Below are 14212 nucleotides of genomic sequence, written 5' to 3'. Positions count from 1 at the left end.
CGAGGGATGTTACAAGAGTGATTTATACTCAAGACTCCAGCCGAGCAATAGGCGTGTATATCACTCGTTCGGTCTAGTGCGCGCGTGAAGGCGACGTCTTCGCCCATCTGCACCCCAGGCGGAAGGAAAAGGACGCTCAGAGGTCCCCACCAAGAGGGGGAGGGCGCCCGGCCCTTCGTGCAGGTCGGCGTCAGAGGTGCGGGCCGGACAGGCCGAGAGTCGCTGGCCGCCAGGACACCGTCCTCCGTGCCACGCAGTGCAAGATGAGTCGCCGATCACTTCGCTTCCGCGCTCGACCAGGAGTCCTCCGACTAGGTGGCGGCCGCCATGTGATGATGCGCGGGTGTCGGACCTGACCTCGCGCGAAGCGTTTGAAGCGATGCGATGCTTCCTTGCCCAGTTCAACGAGCGCGAGCCTCCCGAGCGGCGCGAGACCATCGAACAGATTCTGTCGTGGACCGAGTTTCAAGCCGATGGTGGAACGTTCGACCCGGCTCAGTGGCACGACTGGGAAGCGGCTGTCGCGTCGGCCATTGGTCGCCTTCGTAGCCCGACCTCTGACTAGAGGACGAGAATGCGTCACCTGCCGGCCCGGGGGTCAGGCGTTGAGGTCGTCCCAAGCGGGCGACGCCTCGAGTGCCTCATAGGTGGGGCTCATCCCTCTCGCCTTCATCACTCGAAGCGACTTCAGCTTCGGGATCGACAGGAGCGGCGAGTAGTCAAGATCGTCGACAACCATGGTGTGAAGCCGCAGGCGCTCCAGCTGCGGCATCGCGGCGAGAAATCCGATCGACTCGACGTGGGCGACCCGCATCGACATCCAGTCGCCGCCCAGCTCCAGGTCCCGTACCGACGCCATCGCCCCGACTGCGTCGAGTACACGAGCGTGGCGGAGGGAGTCGATCTCCAAGGTCTCGACTGAGGTCAACTCTGCTAGTGGGTCGATCGAGCGGACACTCGATGCTCCCCGGAGGTGCAGCTCGAGCAGGTGCGCCATGCCCGTGAGTGCGTGGAGATCCTCGTAGTCGCCCCACTTCAGCGTGAGTCGGCGAAGTTGCGTCTGCCCGGCCAGAGCGTCGAAGAGCCGCTTCGGTGTACGGGTGACGAACTGCAGGTCTTCGATCGACGAGGGCCCGGCCGAGAAGAAGTCCACCCAACCAGCGACGATCCGTTGAGCCTGGGTTCTGGAGAACTCCGGTCCGAGCTGGGTCGCTGCGATCCGCACCTGGGTCTCACCCGTGTACTCGTCGACGGAGGTGATGATCTCCCGGTCATCCACTTGTGCCCCAACGTCTACGTGTGACAGAACTCGGCCGCTCTCGTCGGCGCTTTGCAGCGCTCCCCGGCTAGCGCCTTAGCCGCTGACCGGTACCCAGCCGTCAAGACCATCCCGGGGCGGCTAGCGGAGATCCAATGAGACGCCGTCGTCGGCCTCGGCGCCGCCGAGCCCGTGCACGCGAATGATCTCGACGATCTCGTCGAATAGCGTCGGTCCTTCTCGTCGGTTGGCCATCACAAGGCGTTCGCGAACGTGTTCACGGCTGGTCATGTGGCATGTCGCCAGCACCCCTTCGAGGCGTAGCGCAGTTGCCTCGTAGCCCAGGGCGGTTCGGGAGCGGTCGGCGTTGATCCACCGCAGAGTCCAGTCACCCTCCGGCGTGCCGAAGCCGCCTCGCAGGATGTCGTTGAAGGCATCGAGGCTCCCGCCCCACGAGTAGTTGTCGAGCAACCGCGTGAACTCTCGAGCGAACCCCGCGAAGTCGTCGAAGCGGCTGCCGTCGATCACCAGCGCGGGTCGCTCATCAGCGTTTTCGGTCACCCGCCCATCATCGTTGAGGGTGCGCGATGGAGGAGCGCCATCCCGGTCGGCAACTGCGCGCCTTCCACCTTCTGGTCCAACGTGAGGCGTGCCGGTCGCGGTCGAGTCCTGACGGCATGGGCTCACGCCTGCGTTGCGTGAGCACTGGCGGCATGACGTCGAGCCTGCGTGAACAGCCATATTCCCAGGCCGTTCAGAAGTCATCGAGCGGCAAGGACGCGTGTTGCGCATCTTCTGGCGCACCTGCTTGCAGGAGCACTCGCCGCTCGAGTCGCTCCGGTGGGGGTGGTGGCGCGGTGATGTCGATGCACAAGTTGACGGTGGGCGACGGCTACACGTACCTGACCAGGAACGTTGCAGCCGGCGACGCGGGCCTGTCGGGCACCGACTCGCTCACCGCGTACTACGAGCAGACCGGCAACCCTGCTGGCCGCTGGCTGGGACGTGGCCTCGACGCCCTGGGTGCCAGTGGCCTGCCGGTCGGAAGCGTCGTGACCGAGACGGCCATGGCGCACGTGTTTCGTGATGGCTGCGACCCGATCGGGCGCACGCCCCTCGGCAAGCCCTATCGGCAGATCAGACCTGGAGACGGTCGGCACGCGGTGGCGGGCTACGACCTGACCTTCACCGCGCCCAAGTCGGTGTCAGTCGTGTGGGGTCTGGCGGACGAGTCGACGCGGGGGAAGCTCTACGACGCGCACCGGGCGGCGCTGTCGTCGGCGATGCGCTTCGTGGAGCACTCCGTGATTCGGACCCGGGTTGGCGCGGCCGGCTGCCGGCAGGTTCGAACGCGCGGCATGATCGCGGCCGCGTTCGACCACTGGGACTCGCGCGCTGGCGACCCGAATCTCCACACGCACGTCGTCATCGCCAACAAGGTCCAGGGCCCCGACGGCGCGTGGCGGTCCGTGGATGGTCGGACGATGCATGCCGCCACAGTGACCGTCTCGCAGTTGTACGACGCCCTCCTCGCCGACGAGGTCGCCCGCCGGATGGGTGCGACCTGGTCGTCGCGGGACCGGGGGGAGCGGCGCAACCCGGCGTACGAGCTCGACGGTGTCGGTGAGGATCTGCTGACGGAGTTCTCGACCCGCTCGGAGCAGATCGACTGCGCGGAGCACCGATGGGTTCAGCAGTTCGCCGAGCGGCGCGGTCGCGCACCGTCGCGTGTCGAGACGACCCGGGCGCGGCAGCATCTGACCCGCGAGACCCGGCCGCCCAAGCTCGTCCGGGCGCTGCGGGAGCTGTTGGCGGACTGGGCGAACCGTGCCCGCACGCTCACCGGTGTCGAGCCGGTCGACCTGGCGGCTCGTGCCTTGACCGGGACCTACGGCCGCCCGTTGCGAGCTGCCGATGTCGGACCCGAGGTTCGCGCGGTCATCGTCGCCCAGGTCATCGACGATGTCTCCACCCGCCGCTCGGTGTGGTCGACGTGGAATCTCGGCGCCGCCGCGTTGCGCTCCTCCATGACGTTGCGATTGGCGTCTCCGGAGGACCGGCTTGCATTGACGAACGAGCTCGTGACCCTGGCCGGAACCGCGTGCTTACGCATCGACGACCCTGAGTCGGCACGTCACCGCGTCGGGGAGGAGTCGTTCACCTCGCTTGAGCTCCTCCAGGCCGAGCGCACCCTCTTGGACGCGGCCGAGACCGACATCCCGATCGGCATCCACCCACTCGCCGAGCGCATCGCGGACCGACAACTCGCCGAGCTGAGCGACGACCAGCGCGACGCTGCCAAAGCCGCGCTACTGTCGACGCGATCCCTGGACGTGCTCGTCGGGCCGGCCGGCTCGGGGAAGACCACAACACTGGCGGCGCTGGCCGACGCCTGGCGGCAGATCCGCGGCGACGTCGTCGGACTGGCACCATCCGCCAGTGCGGCTGCGACGCTGTCCGAGGCGCTGGGTGCGCGATGCGAGACCGCCGCCAAGTGGATCTACGAGTCCGTCGGCGACGGCGCCGCGCGACGGGCCGTCGCCTACCAGCGGGCGATGGTCGCCCTCACCGACACCGAAGCGACCTACTGGGACCACAGTGACGCGAACCAGCGGCGCAACGCTCTCGTAGCAACCCAGGACCAGTGGCGATTCCGTCGCGGTGCTCTCGTCATCGTCGACGAAGCTTCCATGGCCGACACCCGCACCCTGGCCGCTCTCGTCGAGCAGGCGGCCGCGGTCGACGCGAAGGTGCTGCTGGTCGGCGACCACCTGCAACGCGGCGCGGTCGACGCCGGCGGGGCTTTCGGGATGCTCGCCCGCCGGGGTCCCACCGCCGAACTGCGCACCCTGTGGCGGTTCAGCCACCCGTGGGAGGCCCGCGCCACTCTCGACCTCCGTCACGGTGACACCGCCGCGCTGGACGCCTACGTCCAGCACGAGCGAGTCAGCGACGGCGCGCACGACGACATGCTCGACGACGCCCTGGCCGCAGCCGCCGAATCTGAGGCGTTGGGGCGGACCGTTCTTCTGGCGGCTGCGGATCGGCGCACGGTCAGCGAGCTCAACGCCCGCACTCGCGCCGAACGCATCCGCGTCGGCACGGTCCGCACCACTGGCATCACGCTGAGCGACGGGTTGACCGGCGGCATCGGGGATCGAATCGTCACCCGCCGCAACAACCGGCGACTACGCACCAGCGACGGGTTCGTCCGCAACGGCGACCTCTGGCAGATCACAGCAGTTCTGCCGGACGGTGGCCTGCGCGTCCAGCCCATCAACGAGCCGGCTGGCGCGACTGTGCGGCTCCCGGCGACGTACGTGGCCGAGGCGGTCGAGCTCGGGTACGCCACCACGACGGCCCGTAGCCAGGGGATGACCGTCGACGAGACCCACACGGTCATCACCGCCGGCATGGGCCGCGAAGACCTCTACGTCGCCCTCAGCCGCGGCCGCCACCTCAACCGGCTCTACGTCGCCACCGACCGCCCCGACGCCGACTGCCTGCCCTCGGGCGACACCGCAACCGCCCGCGAAGTCCTCGACCGGATCCTGGCCACCACCCACGCCGAGACCTCGGCCACCGAGACCTGGGCGACACACCACCCCGAGGCGCCGCAGCCGCCGGTCCCTGCGAGTAGCCGACAACCCGCCATCCCGGCGCTGCGCCCACAGATGGCGCCGCGTCCCTCGATGCCCCCGCCCAGCCCGACCACACAAGGGCCGGTGCTGGACCGGTGGTGACGCTCGAGATGCCTGACCGACCGCGCCGACCGGCGCTCGACGGAGGAGGAACCATGTCCGCACCAACAAGAGGAGATCAGCGACCGGAGTTCGTCTCCGTCGCCGAGATCGCGGCAGAACTGCAGGTCACCGACCGATTCGTGCGCAAGCTCATCGCTGACGGCGAGCTGCAGGCCGTACGGGTTGGCCGCCGGCTCGTGAGGGTTCGTCGCGGAGACCTCGAGGCGATCCTGCGGCCCGTTGCTGGCCCACGGGCGCGTACTCGGTAGCCCCTGTGTGCCAGTTCTTCTGGCACGTATCTGGCACGAGGCCGGGTCTAACGCTCTGACCTGCACTGATGTGTGCCCGCGAAAGGACTCGAACCTTCGACCTTCTGCTCCGGAGGCAGACGCTCTATCCACTGAGCTACGCGGGCCGGGCACCGGACCCGGGGGTCCATGCGGAGCACGACACTACCAGCCGCGGCTCACTCGCCCAGCAGTGCGGACAGGTACCGGGTGGTCTCGTCGGCGGCCCTGCCGTCGTCGCCCGCCACGACGGCCTCGACCAGGGCGTCGTGGGCGTCGTGCCCGTGGGTGTCGGTGACGAAGTTGAACCGGATGTTCTCGCCGATGGCGTCCAGCAGGTTCTCGTACAGGGTCACCAGCACGGGGTTGGCGGCGGCGCGCACGATCGCGCGGTGCAGGTCGAGGTCGGTGGCGACCATCGCCTCGAGATCGCCCGCGTGGTAGGCCGCCGCGCGTTCGTCGCGACGCAGGCGCAAACCGTCAGCGTCCGCGGGGGTCCGCCGCCGGGCGGCGAGGCGGGCGGCCTCGACCTCGAGGGCTCGTCGGACCTCGACGACGTCGCGCTGCCGGGCGTCGCCGATCTGCCGGCCCATGCTGGCCGCGAGCTCGTACCGGGAGACGACGAAGGTGCCGGAGCCCTGGCGCCGCTCGAGGAGCCCGGCGTGCACCAGGGACTGCACCGCCTCGCGCACGGTGTTGCGGCCGACGCCGAGGAGGTCCACCAGGGCGGGCTCGGGCGGGATGCGTGCCCCGACCGGCCACTGCTCCGACTCGATCCGTCCGCGGAGCTCGTCCACCGCGGTGTCGATGAGTCCGGTCCGTCGCACCATCCGGTTAGGCTCCGTTCCCAGGCATGCGGTGCAGTCAACACCGGGGGCTCGGCCGGCGCCATACCTCCAGCGGATGATCTGCGGATCGCGCCTCCGCCTACCGGAGAGTTCCCCGTGCACCCGTCGACGCCCTCGCCCGCGCCCTGGCGCGGTCGGTTCGTCGTCCTGGCGGGCATCGTCCTGGTCGGGCTGAACCTGCGCATCGCCGTGGCGGCCGTGTCGCCGATCGTCGACGTGGTCCGCCAGGACTTCGCTCTGAGTGCTACGCAGGTCGGGCTGCTCGGCACCATCCCGGTCGCGTCGTTCGCGGTGTTCGGCTCGCTGGCCACGCCGGTGGCGCGTCGGCTCGGGCTCGAGCCGACGATGATCCTGGCGCTCCTGCTCTCCGTCGGTGGGGAGGTGGCGCGCGCGCTCGCGGGGAGCGCGCCGGAGTTCCTGGTGTGGTCGGTGCTCGCGCTCGGTGGCCTGGGGATGGGCAACGTGCTCCTGCCGCCGCTGATCAAGCGGTACTTCCCCGACCGGATCGGGGCGGTGACCGCGGCGTACTCGGTGGCGATGTCGCTGAGCGCGGCGGTGCCCCCGCTGGTCGCGCTGCCCGTGGCCCAGGCCGTGGGCTGGCGCTGGTCGGTCGGAATGTGGGCGGTGCTCGGGCTCGCGGCCGTCGTGCCGTGGGTGGTGGTGATCGCGCAGTCGGTGTCGGCCCGCGCGCACCTGCGTGGCCTGCTGCGCCGGGCTCCCCGGCACGAGCGACCCGCGGCTCTGGTCCGGGCCGGAGCGCAGGAGAGCCGGATCGTGTGGCGCTCGCGGCTGGCCTGGGCGCTGGTGCTCACGTTCTTCGCCAACACCACCTGCACCTACGTGCTGTTCGCGTGGCTGCCGGAGATCCTGGCCGACGCCGGCCTGGGCGACGACGTCGGGGGCCGCTGGCTCGCCGTGTTCGCGATCCTCGGCCTGCCGGCGTCGATCGTCACGCCCGTCCTGACCGCCCGGATGCGCAACCCCTACCCGCTGGTCGTCGGGTTCGTCGCGTGCTGGGTGGTCGGGCTCCTGGGGCTGATGCTCGCGCCCGCGCAGGGGACCGCGCTGTGGATGGTGCTGCTCGGCATCGGGCCGGGGGCGTTCCCGATCATGCTCGCGCTCATCGGGCTGCGCTCCCGCACCCCCGCGATCGCCACCGCGCTGTCCGGGATGGTGCAGGGCCTCGGGTACGGGCTCGCGGTCGTCGGCCCCGTGGGCATCGGGGTCCTGCACGACGCCACGGGCTCGTGGGACCAGGCGTTCGTCGTCCTGCTCGGCCTGGTCGGGCTGCTGCTGGTCGCCGGCTGGTTCGCCTGCCGGCCGACGATGCTCGGCGCCGAGCCCGCTGCATAAGGGCTCGGTCCGGCTCGGTACCCTTCTCCGGTGACTCCCGCCCAGCTCTCCGAGGCCCTCCGGGCCGCCCTCGTGCACGCCGTCGACGACGGCACGTTCGCCCTCGACCCCGCCGCGATCCCCGCGACGGTGCACCTCGAGCGACCGCGGCAGCGCGAGCACGGCGACTGGGCCACCAACGTGGCGATGCAGCTGGCCAAGAAGGCCGGCACCAACCCGCGCGCGTTCGCCGAGGAGCTGGCCCGCCGGCTCGCCGACACCGAGGGAGTCTCTGCCGTCGAGGTGGCCGGCCCCGGCTTCCTCAACATCCGGCTCGACGCGGCCGCCGCCGGAGAGCTGGCGCACTCCGTGGTCGAGCAGGGAGCCGAGTACGGGCAGAACGAGGCGCTCGCGGGCGTCGCGCTCAACCTGGAGTTCGTCTCCGCCAACCCCACGGGCCCACTGCACATCGGTGGCGTGCGCTGGGCGGCCGTCGGCGACAGCCTGGCGAGGGTGCTCCAGGCGTCCGGCGCCGTGGTGACGCGCGAGTACTACTTCAACGACCACGGCGCGCAGATCGACCGCTTCTCCCGCTCGCTGCTGGCGCGAGCGCTCGGCCAGGACGCGCCCGAGGACGGCTACGGCGGCGACTACATCACGGAGATCGCCGAGCAGGTGGTGGCCGACGCCCTCGCCGCCGGCGAGCCGGACCCGCGGACGCTGCCGTTCGACGACGCCAATGAGGCCTTCCGGGCGCGCGGGGTCGAGCTGATGTTCGCCGAGATCCGCAAGTCCCTCGAGGACTTCGGAGTCGAGTTCGACGTCTACTTCCACGAGGACTCGCTGCACGAGTCGGGCGCGGTCGACCACGCGATCGCCCGCCTGCGCGAGCTGGGCCACGTGTTCGAGGCCGACGGCGCGACCTGGCTGCGCACCACCACGTTCGGCGACGACCGCGACCGCGTGATCATCCGGTCCAACGGCGAGGCCGCGTACATCGCCGGAGACATCGCCTACTACCTGGACAAGCGGGAGCGCGGCTTCGACCGGGTCGTCATCATGCTCGGCGCCGACCACCACGGGTACATCGGCCGCATGATGGCGATCTGCGCGGCGTTCGGGGACACCCCGGGCGTCAACCTGGAGATCCTCATCGGACAGCTGGTCAACCTGGTCCAGAACGGCGCCCCCGTGCGGATGAGCAAGCGCGCTGGCACCGTGGTCACCATCGACGACCTGGTCGACGCCGTCGGCGTGGATGCGGCCCGGTACGCGCTGGCGCGCTCGTCGGCGGACTCGATGATCGACCTGGACCTCGACCTGCTGACCCGGGCTACCAACGAGAACCCCGTGTTCTACGTCCAGTACGCGCACGCCCGCACGGTCAACGTCGGCCGCAACGCCGCCGAGGCCGGGGTACGCCGGGAGGACGGGTTCGACGCCGCGCTGCTCGACCACGAGAGCGAGTCGGTGCTGCTGGGCAGCATCGCCGAGTTCCCCCGCGTGGTCGCCCAGGCCGCCGAGCTGCGCGAGCCGCACCGCGTCGCGCGCTACCTCGAGGAGCTCGCGGGCAGCTACCACAAGTGGTACGACCAGCGCCGCGTGGCCCCGTTCGGTGACGAGGTCGTCGGTGACGTGCACCGCACCCGCCTGTGGCTCAACGACGCCACCCGCCAGGTGCTCGCCAACGGGCTGGGTCTGCTCGGGGTCACCGCCCCGGAGCGGATGTGACCACCTTCATCCCCGGCGAGCCCTGGTCCACCGGGGTCGCGCGGGCGGCCGACGGCTCGGTGACGGTCGGCGGGGTCGGGGTGCGCACGCTCGCATCGCAGCACGGCACCCCGGCCTACGTGCTCGACGAGGCCGACCTGCGCGCCCGTGCCCGCGGCTACCGGCGCGCGTTCGAGACGGCCTTCGCGGAGATCGGCGCGGGGATCGACGTGTACTACGCGGGCAAGGCGTTCCTGTCCGTGGCGGTCGCGCGCTGGGTGCACGAGGAGGGACTGCGCGTCGACACGGCGACCGGCGGGGAGCTGGCCGTCGCGCTGCGTGCGGGGATCCCCGGCGCGCACCTCGGGCTGCACGGGAACAACAAGTCGGACGCGGAGATCGCTCGGGCGCTGGACGCGGGCGTCGGCCGGATCATCGTCGACTCGCTCGTGGAGGTCGACCGGGTGGCCGACGCGGTCGCGGCCCGCGGCGGAGCACCGGCGCCCGTGATGGTGCGGGTGACCACCGGGGTGCACGCCGGCGGCCACGAGTACATCTCGACCGCGCACGAGGACCAGAAGTTCGGCCTCTCGATCGCGTCGCCCGACGGCGACAGCCCGGCGATGCAGGGGCTCCTGAAGGTCCTGGCGCGCCCGGAGCTGCGTCTGCTCGGCATCCACTCGCACATCGGCTCGCAGATCCTGGACCCGTCGGGGTTCGAGGTGGCGGCGCGTGCCGTTCTCACCCTGCGGGCCCGCCTGGCCGAGCGCACCGGGGTCCAGGTCGAGGAGGTCGACCTCGGCGGCGGCTACGGCATCGCGTACCTGCCCGGGGAGGTCGCCCTCGACCCGGACCGGATCGCCAAGGACATCGCGGGCTCGGTGGAGGCGTCCAACGCCGAGCTGGGCACCGCGCTGCCGCGGTTCTCGATCGAGCCCGGTCGCGCGATCGTCGGCCCCGCGGGACTCACCCTGTACACGGTCGGCACGGTCAAGCCGGTCCGGCTCGACGACGGGCGCACCCGCACCTACGTCTCCGTCGACGGCGGGATGAGCGACAACCTCCGGCCGGCCCTGTACGGCGCCCGGTACCACGCGGAGGTCGTCGGTCGGCGCGCGAGCATGCAGACCGTGCTGGCGCGGGTGGTCGGCAAGCACTGCGAGAGCGGCGACATCGTCGTGCACGAGGTGCAGCTGCCCGCCGACATCCGCGCGGGCGACCTGCTCGCCGTCGCGGCGACCGGTGCGTACGGCCGCTCGATGGCGTCCAACTACAACCACGTCCCGCGCCCGCCGGTGGTCGGCGTCGCGAAGGGGACCAGCCGTGTGCTGGTGCGCCGGGAGACCGAGGACGACCTGCTGGCGCTCGACCTCGGCTGAGCGCGACCACCGCTCGGACCGCGCGTCCTGCCCGTCGGGACGCACCCCTATCCTGGGGGCGCTCTCGCCCCGTCCCACTGGAGGCCGTCCCGTGCCCTCGCCCGTGCCCGCCCATCCGCCCCTGCGCGTCGCCGTCCTCGGGTGCGGTGTCGTCGGCACGGAGGTGGTGCGGCTGCTCACGACGCAGGCGTCGGACCTGGCGTCCCGCGCGGGCGCGCCCCTCGAGCTGGTCGGGATCGCGGTGCGCGACGTCGACGCCGAGCGCGACGCGGTGGTCGACCGCGCCCTGCTGACCGCCGACGCGGAGTCCCTGGTCGAGCGCGCCGACGTGGTGGTCGAGGTGATGGGCGGCATCGAGCCGGCCCGGAGCCTGCTGCTGCGGGCCATCGCCGGCGGCGCGTCCGTCGTCACCGCCAACAAGGCCCTGCTGGCGCAGGATGGCCCCACGCTCTACGGAGCGGCCGACGAGGCCGGCGTGGACCTGTACTACGAGGCCGCCGTCGCCGGTGCCATCCCGATCGTCCGCCCGGTGCGCGAGTCGCTCGCGGGGGACCGCGTGACGCGCGTGCTCGGCATCGTCAACGGCACCACCAACTACGTGCTCGACAAGATGGCCTCGGAGGGCCTCGACCTGGACCAGGCCGTCAAGCAGGCCCAGGCGCTCGGCTACGCGGAGGCCGACCCGACTGCCGACGTGGAGGGCTATGACGCCGCCGCGAAGGCCGCCATCCTGGCCTCGCTCGCGTTCCACACCCGTGTCTCGATCGACGACGTGTCCCGCGAGGGCATCACGTCCCTGACCGCCGACGACGTCCTGTGGGCCGAGCGCACGGGCTACGTGCTCAAGCTCCTGGCGATCGCCGAGCGCGGCACCGCCGACGGTGTCGAGGGAGTGCAGGTGCGGGTGCATCCCGCGCTGGTGCCCGTCAGCCATCCGCTGGCCGGCGTGCGCGGCGCGTACAACGCGGTGTTCGTCGAGGCGGAGGCCGCCGGCGAGCTGATGTTCTACGGCCGCGGCGCGGGTGGCGAGCCCACCGCGTCGGCGGTGCTCGGGGACGTGGTCTCGGTCGCCCGGCACCGGGTGCTCGGCGGCAAGGGGCCGATCGAGTCCCGCTACGCCGAGCTGCCCGTGCTGCCCGCCACCGCCGCCCGCACCCGCTTCCAGGTGCGCCTCGAGGTGGCCGACCGCCCGGGCGTGCTGGCGCAGGTGGCCACCGTCCTGGCGTCGCACGACGTGTCGATCGAGGCCGTCCGGCAGTCGCCGGTCTCGGAGACGCCCGACGCCGACTTCGCGCGCCTGGTGATCACCACGCACGCGGCCCCCGAGCACGCGCTGCGCAGCACGGTCGACGCCATCGCCGGCCTCGACGTCGTGCGTCGTGTCGTGTCCGTCCTGCGAGTCGAGGGAGCCTGATGGCCCACCAGTGGCGTGGCGTGATCGCCGAGTACGCCGACCGTCTGCCCGCGCACGTCCAGGAGCGCATCATCACGCTGGGGGAGGGCGGCACGCCGCTCGTCCCGTCGCCGACGCTCTCGCAGCGCACGGGTGCCGAGGTGTTCATCAAGGTCGAGGGCATGAACCCGACCGGGTCGTTCAAGGACCGCGGCATGACGACCGCGATGTCCGCCGCCGCCGGCCGCGGGGCCAAGGCCGTGGTGTGCGCGTCGACCGGCAACACGTCGGCGTCGGCGGCGGCCTACGCCACCCGCGCGGGCATGGTCTGCGCGGTGCTGGTACCGGACGGCAAGATCGCGATGGGCAAGCTCAGCCAGGCGATCGCCCACGGCGCCACGCTGCTGCAGGTCGACGGCAACTTCGACGACTGCCTGATCGCCGCCCGCAAGCTCGCCGAGGCGTACCCCGTCGAGCTGGTGAACTCGGTCAACCCCGACCGCATCGAGGGGCAGAAGACGGGGGCGTTCGAGATCGTCGACGCGCTCGGCGACGCCCCCGACATCCACGTGCTGCCCGTCGGCAACGCCGGCAACATCACCGCGTACTGGAAGGGCTACCGCGAGTACGCGGGGCTCGACGCCGGCGCCGCGCACCCCGCGGTCGCCACGCACACCCCGGTCATGTGGGGCTTCCAGGCCGCCGGTGCGGCGCCCCTCGTCAAGGGCCACCCGATCGACCACCCCGAGACCATCGCCACGGCCATCCGCATCGGCAATCCCGCGTCCTGGCTCCAGGCCGAGGAGGCGCGGGACGTGTCCGGCGGGCTCATCGAGGCCGTCACCGACGAGCAGATCCTCGCCGCGCACCGCGTGCTCTCCGCGGAGGTCGGGATCTTCGTCGAGCCCGCCTCCGCGTCCGGGGTGGCGGGTCTGCTGATGCTCAGTGACCAGGGGCGCGTGCCCGCCGGCGCCCGCATCGTCATCACCGTCACCGGCCACGGCCTCAAGGACCCGCAGTGGGCGTTGCGCACGCCGGACGGCAGCGACGTCGTCCCCGTACGCATCTCGTCCGACGTGGTGTCCATCGCCACCGCCCTCGGCCTGGACTGAGGCCCCCGGATGCGCCTGGGTGCGGACCACGTCCGCGTCCGCGTCCCCGCCACCAGCGCCAACCTCGGCCCCGGCTTCGACGCGTTCGGCATCGCGCTCGGGCTGTACGACGAGCTCGAGGTGCGTGCGCTCGGCTCGCCGGGCGTCAAGGTCCAGGTCACGGGGGAGGGCGCCGGGCAGGTGCCCGACGACGAGCAGCACCTGGTCGTCAGCTCGCTGCGCGCCGCGCTCGACCTGGTCGGGGCGTCGCAGACGGGGCTGGACCTCGTGTGCCACAACCGCATCCCGCACGGCCGCGGGCTCGGCTCGTCGGCCGGTGCCGTCGTCGCGGGGATCGTCGCCGCCCGCGGGCTCATCGCCGAGCCGGAGGCGCTCTCCGACGACGTGGTGATCGACCTCGCCGCCCAGATCGAGGGGCATCCCGACAACGCGGCTCCCGCGGTGCTCGGCGGCGCGACCCTCGCGTGGCGCGACGACCGGTTCCGCGCGATCGACCTCGCGGTGCACGACGACCTCGCCGTGCTCGCGATCGTGCCGCCCACCCACCTGTCCACCAAGGCCGCCCGGGGTGTCCTGCCCGCGACCGTGCCGCACGGTGACGCCGCGTTCCAGGCCGGTCGCGCGGCGCTGCTGGTCGAGGCGCTCGCCCGGCGCCCGGAGCTCCTGCTCACCGCGACGCAGGACCGGCTCCACCAGGAGTACCGACGTGCCGTCATGCCCGGCTCGCTGGCCCTCGTCGACGTGCTGCGGGCCAGGGGTGTCGCCGCGGTCGTCTCCGGCGCAGGTCCGACCGTGCTGGTGCTCGCACGTCGCACGGGGAGCGCGCCGGACGCCGACGGCGTGGTGGGGACCGACGCGGACGATGCCGTGCGTGCCGCGTTCGGCGGCGCCATGGGGGGCTGGCAGGTCCTGCCGCTCCCGGTGGACCGCACCGGCGCGACCGTCCACCGGGTGACCTGACGGGTGAAGTACACGCCGGTGGTTCACCCGGTCTGGCGGCGGGTTCGACAGTGATAGCATCAAGGCGTTCCCCGGACCTCGCCCTCTGGTTTCCCGCGTCGCACGTGACCGGCCGCCGCAGAATGAGTAGACGACCCGGGAACGATCCAGCCCACCGTGCGCAGACGTCGTCGTACGCAGCGCGTGTGGC

12 protein-coding genes and 1 tRNA gene are annotated in these 14212 nt (G+C 71.7%); 9 read left to right on the top strand and 4 right to left on the bottom strand.

What is annotated here, in order from left to right:
- Positions 1-343: 343 nt before the first annotated feature.
- A complete protein-coding gene (locus tag HP550_RS04635; protein WP_175346415.1) occupies positions 344-565 on the top strand; it encodes a hypothetical protein in 222 nt (73 codons plus the stop codon).
- 33 nt (positions 566-598) lie between these two features.
- On the opposite strand, the gene HP550_RS04630 is transcribed toward HP550_RS04635, so the two are convergent.
- Both HP550_RS04630 and HP550_RS04625 read right to left on the bottom strand, forming a co-directional pair.
- On the bottom strand, positions 599-1279 hold the full coding sequence (locus tag HP550_RS04630) for a leucine-rich repeat domain-containing protein (protein WP_175346414.1): 681 nt from the start codon (positions 1277-1279) through the stop codon (positions 599-601).
- Positions 1280-1399: 120 nt separating this feature from the next.
- Positions 1400-1819 carry a barstar family protein gene (locus tag HP550_RS04625; protein WP_175346413.1) on the bottom strand — a complete coding sequence of 140 codons (420 nt, stop codon included), beginning with the start codon at positions 1817-1819 and terminating at the stop codon, positions 1400-1402.
- 299 nt (positions 1820-2118) lie between these two features.
- Here HP550_RS04625 and mobF point away from each other — a divergent pair, with 299 nt between their 5' ends.
- Both mobF and HP550_RS04615 read left to right on the top strand, forming a co-directional pair.
- Complete coding sequence (gene mobF / locus HP550_RS04620; RefSeq protein ID WP_175346476.1) at positions 2119-5001, top strand: MobF family relaxase; 2883 nt, start codon at positions 2119-2121, stop codon at positions 4999-5001.
- Positions 5002-5009: 8 nt separating this feature from the next.
- Complete coding sequence (locus tag HP550_RS04615; RefSeq protein WP_343047985.1) at positions 5010-5270, top strand: excisionase family DNA-binding protein; 261 nt, start codon at positions 5010-5012, stop codon at positions 5268-5270.
- A 73-nt stretch (positions 5271-5343) separates the two neighbouring features.
- Here the strand turns inward: HP550_RS04615 and HP550_RS04610 are convergent.
- Positions 5344-5416, bottom strand: a tRNA-Arg gene (locus HP550_RS04610).
- Positions 5417-5467: 51 nt separating this feature from the next.
- Positions 5468-6118 (bottom strand): FadR/GntR family transcriptional regulator, encoded by a 651-nt coding sequence (locus tag HP550_RS04605; RefSeq protein ID WP_175346411.1) that lies wholly within the window; start codon positions 6116-6118, stop codon positions 5468-5470.
- Between the two features lie 114 nt (positions 6119-6232).
- Here HP550_RS04605 and HP550_RS04600 point away from each other — a divergent pair, with 114 nt between their 5' ends.
- The 6 genes from HP550_RS04600 (at position 6233) to thrB (ending at position 14022) form a co-directional block, all read left to right on the top strand.
- A complete protein-coding gene (locus HP550_RS04600; protein WP_175346410.1) occupies positions 6233-7489 on the top strand; it encodes an MFS transporter in 1257 nt (418 codons plus the stop codon).
- 30 nt (positions 7490-7519) lie between these two features.
- Positions 7520-9199 (top strand): arginine--tRNA ligase, encoded by a 1680-nt coding sequence (gene argS / locus HP550_RS04595; RefSeq protein ID WP_175346409.1) that lies wholly within the window; start codon positions 7520-7522, stop codon positions 9197-9199.
- A complete protein-coding gene (gene lysA, locus HP550_RS04590; protein WP_175346408.1) occupies positions 9196-10557 on the top strand; it encodes a diaminopimelate decarboxylase in 1362 nt (453 codons plus the stop codon). Before argS ends, lysA begins: the two co-directional genes overlap by 4 nt.
- Before the next feature lie 91 nt (positions 10558-10648).
- Positions 10649-11971 carry a homoserine dehydrogenase gene (locus tag HP550_RS04585; protein WP_343047981.1) on the top strand — a complete coding sequence of 441 codons (1323 nt, stop codon included), beginning with the start codon at positions 10649-10651 and terminating at the stop codon, positions 11969-11971.
- Positions 11971-13062, top strand: coding sequence for a threonine synthase (gene thrC / locus HP550_RS04580; RefSeq protein ID WP_175346407.1), 1092 nt, complete (start codon positions 11971-11973; stop codon positions 13060-13062). The genes HP550_RS04585 and thrC overlap by 1 nt, the downstream gene beginning before the upstream one ends.
- A gap of 9 nt (positions 13063-13071) precedes the next feature.
- Positions 13072-14022: a homoserine kinase gene (thrB, locus tag HP550_RS04575; RefSeq protein ID WP_175346406.1), complete on the top strand. Its 951-nt coding sequence runs from the start codon at positions 13072-13074 to the stop codon at positions 14020-14022.
- The last annotated feature ends 190 nt before the right edge of the window (positions 14023-14212 follow it).

It is taken from the genome of Cellulomonas humilata, from assembly GCF_013359775.1.
Classification (GTDB): domain Bacteria; phylum Actinomycetota; class Actinomycetes; order Actinomycetales; family Cellulomonadaceae; genus Cellulomonas; species Cellulomonas humilata.
The sequence above is the reverse complement of the archived record's forward strand: the minus strand, read 5'-3'. Positions and strand labels throughout refer to the sequence as shown.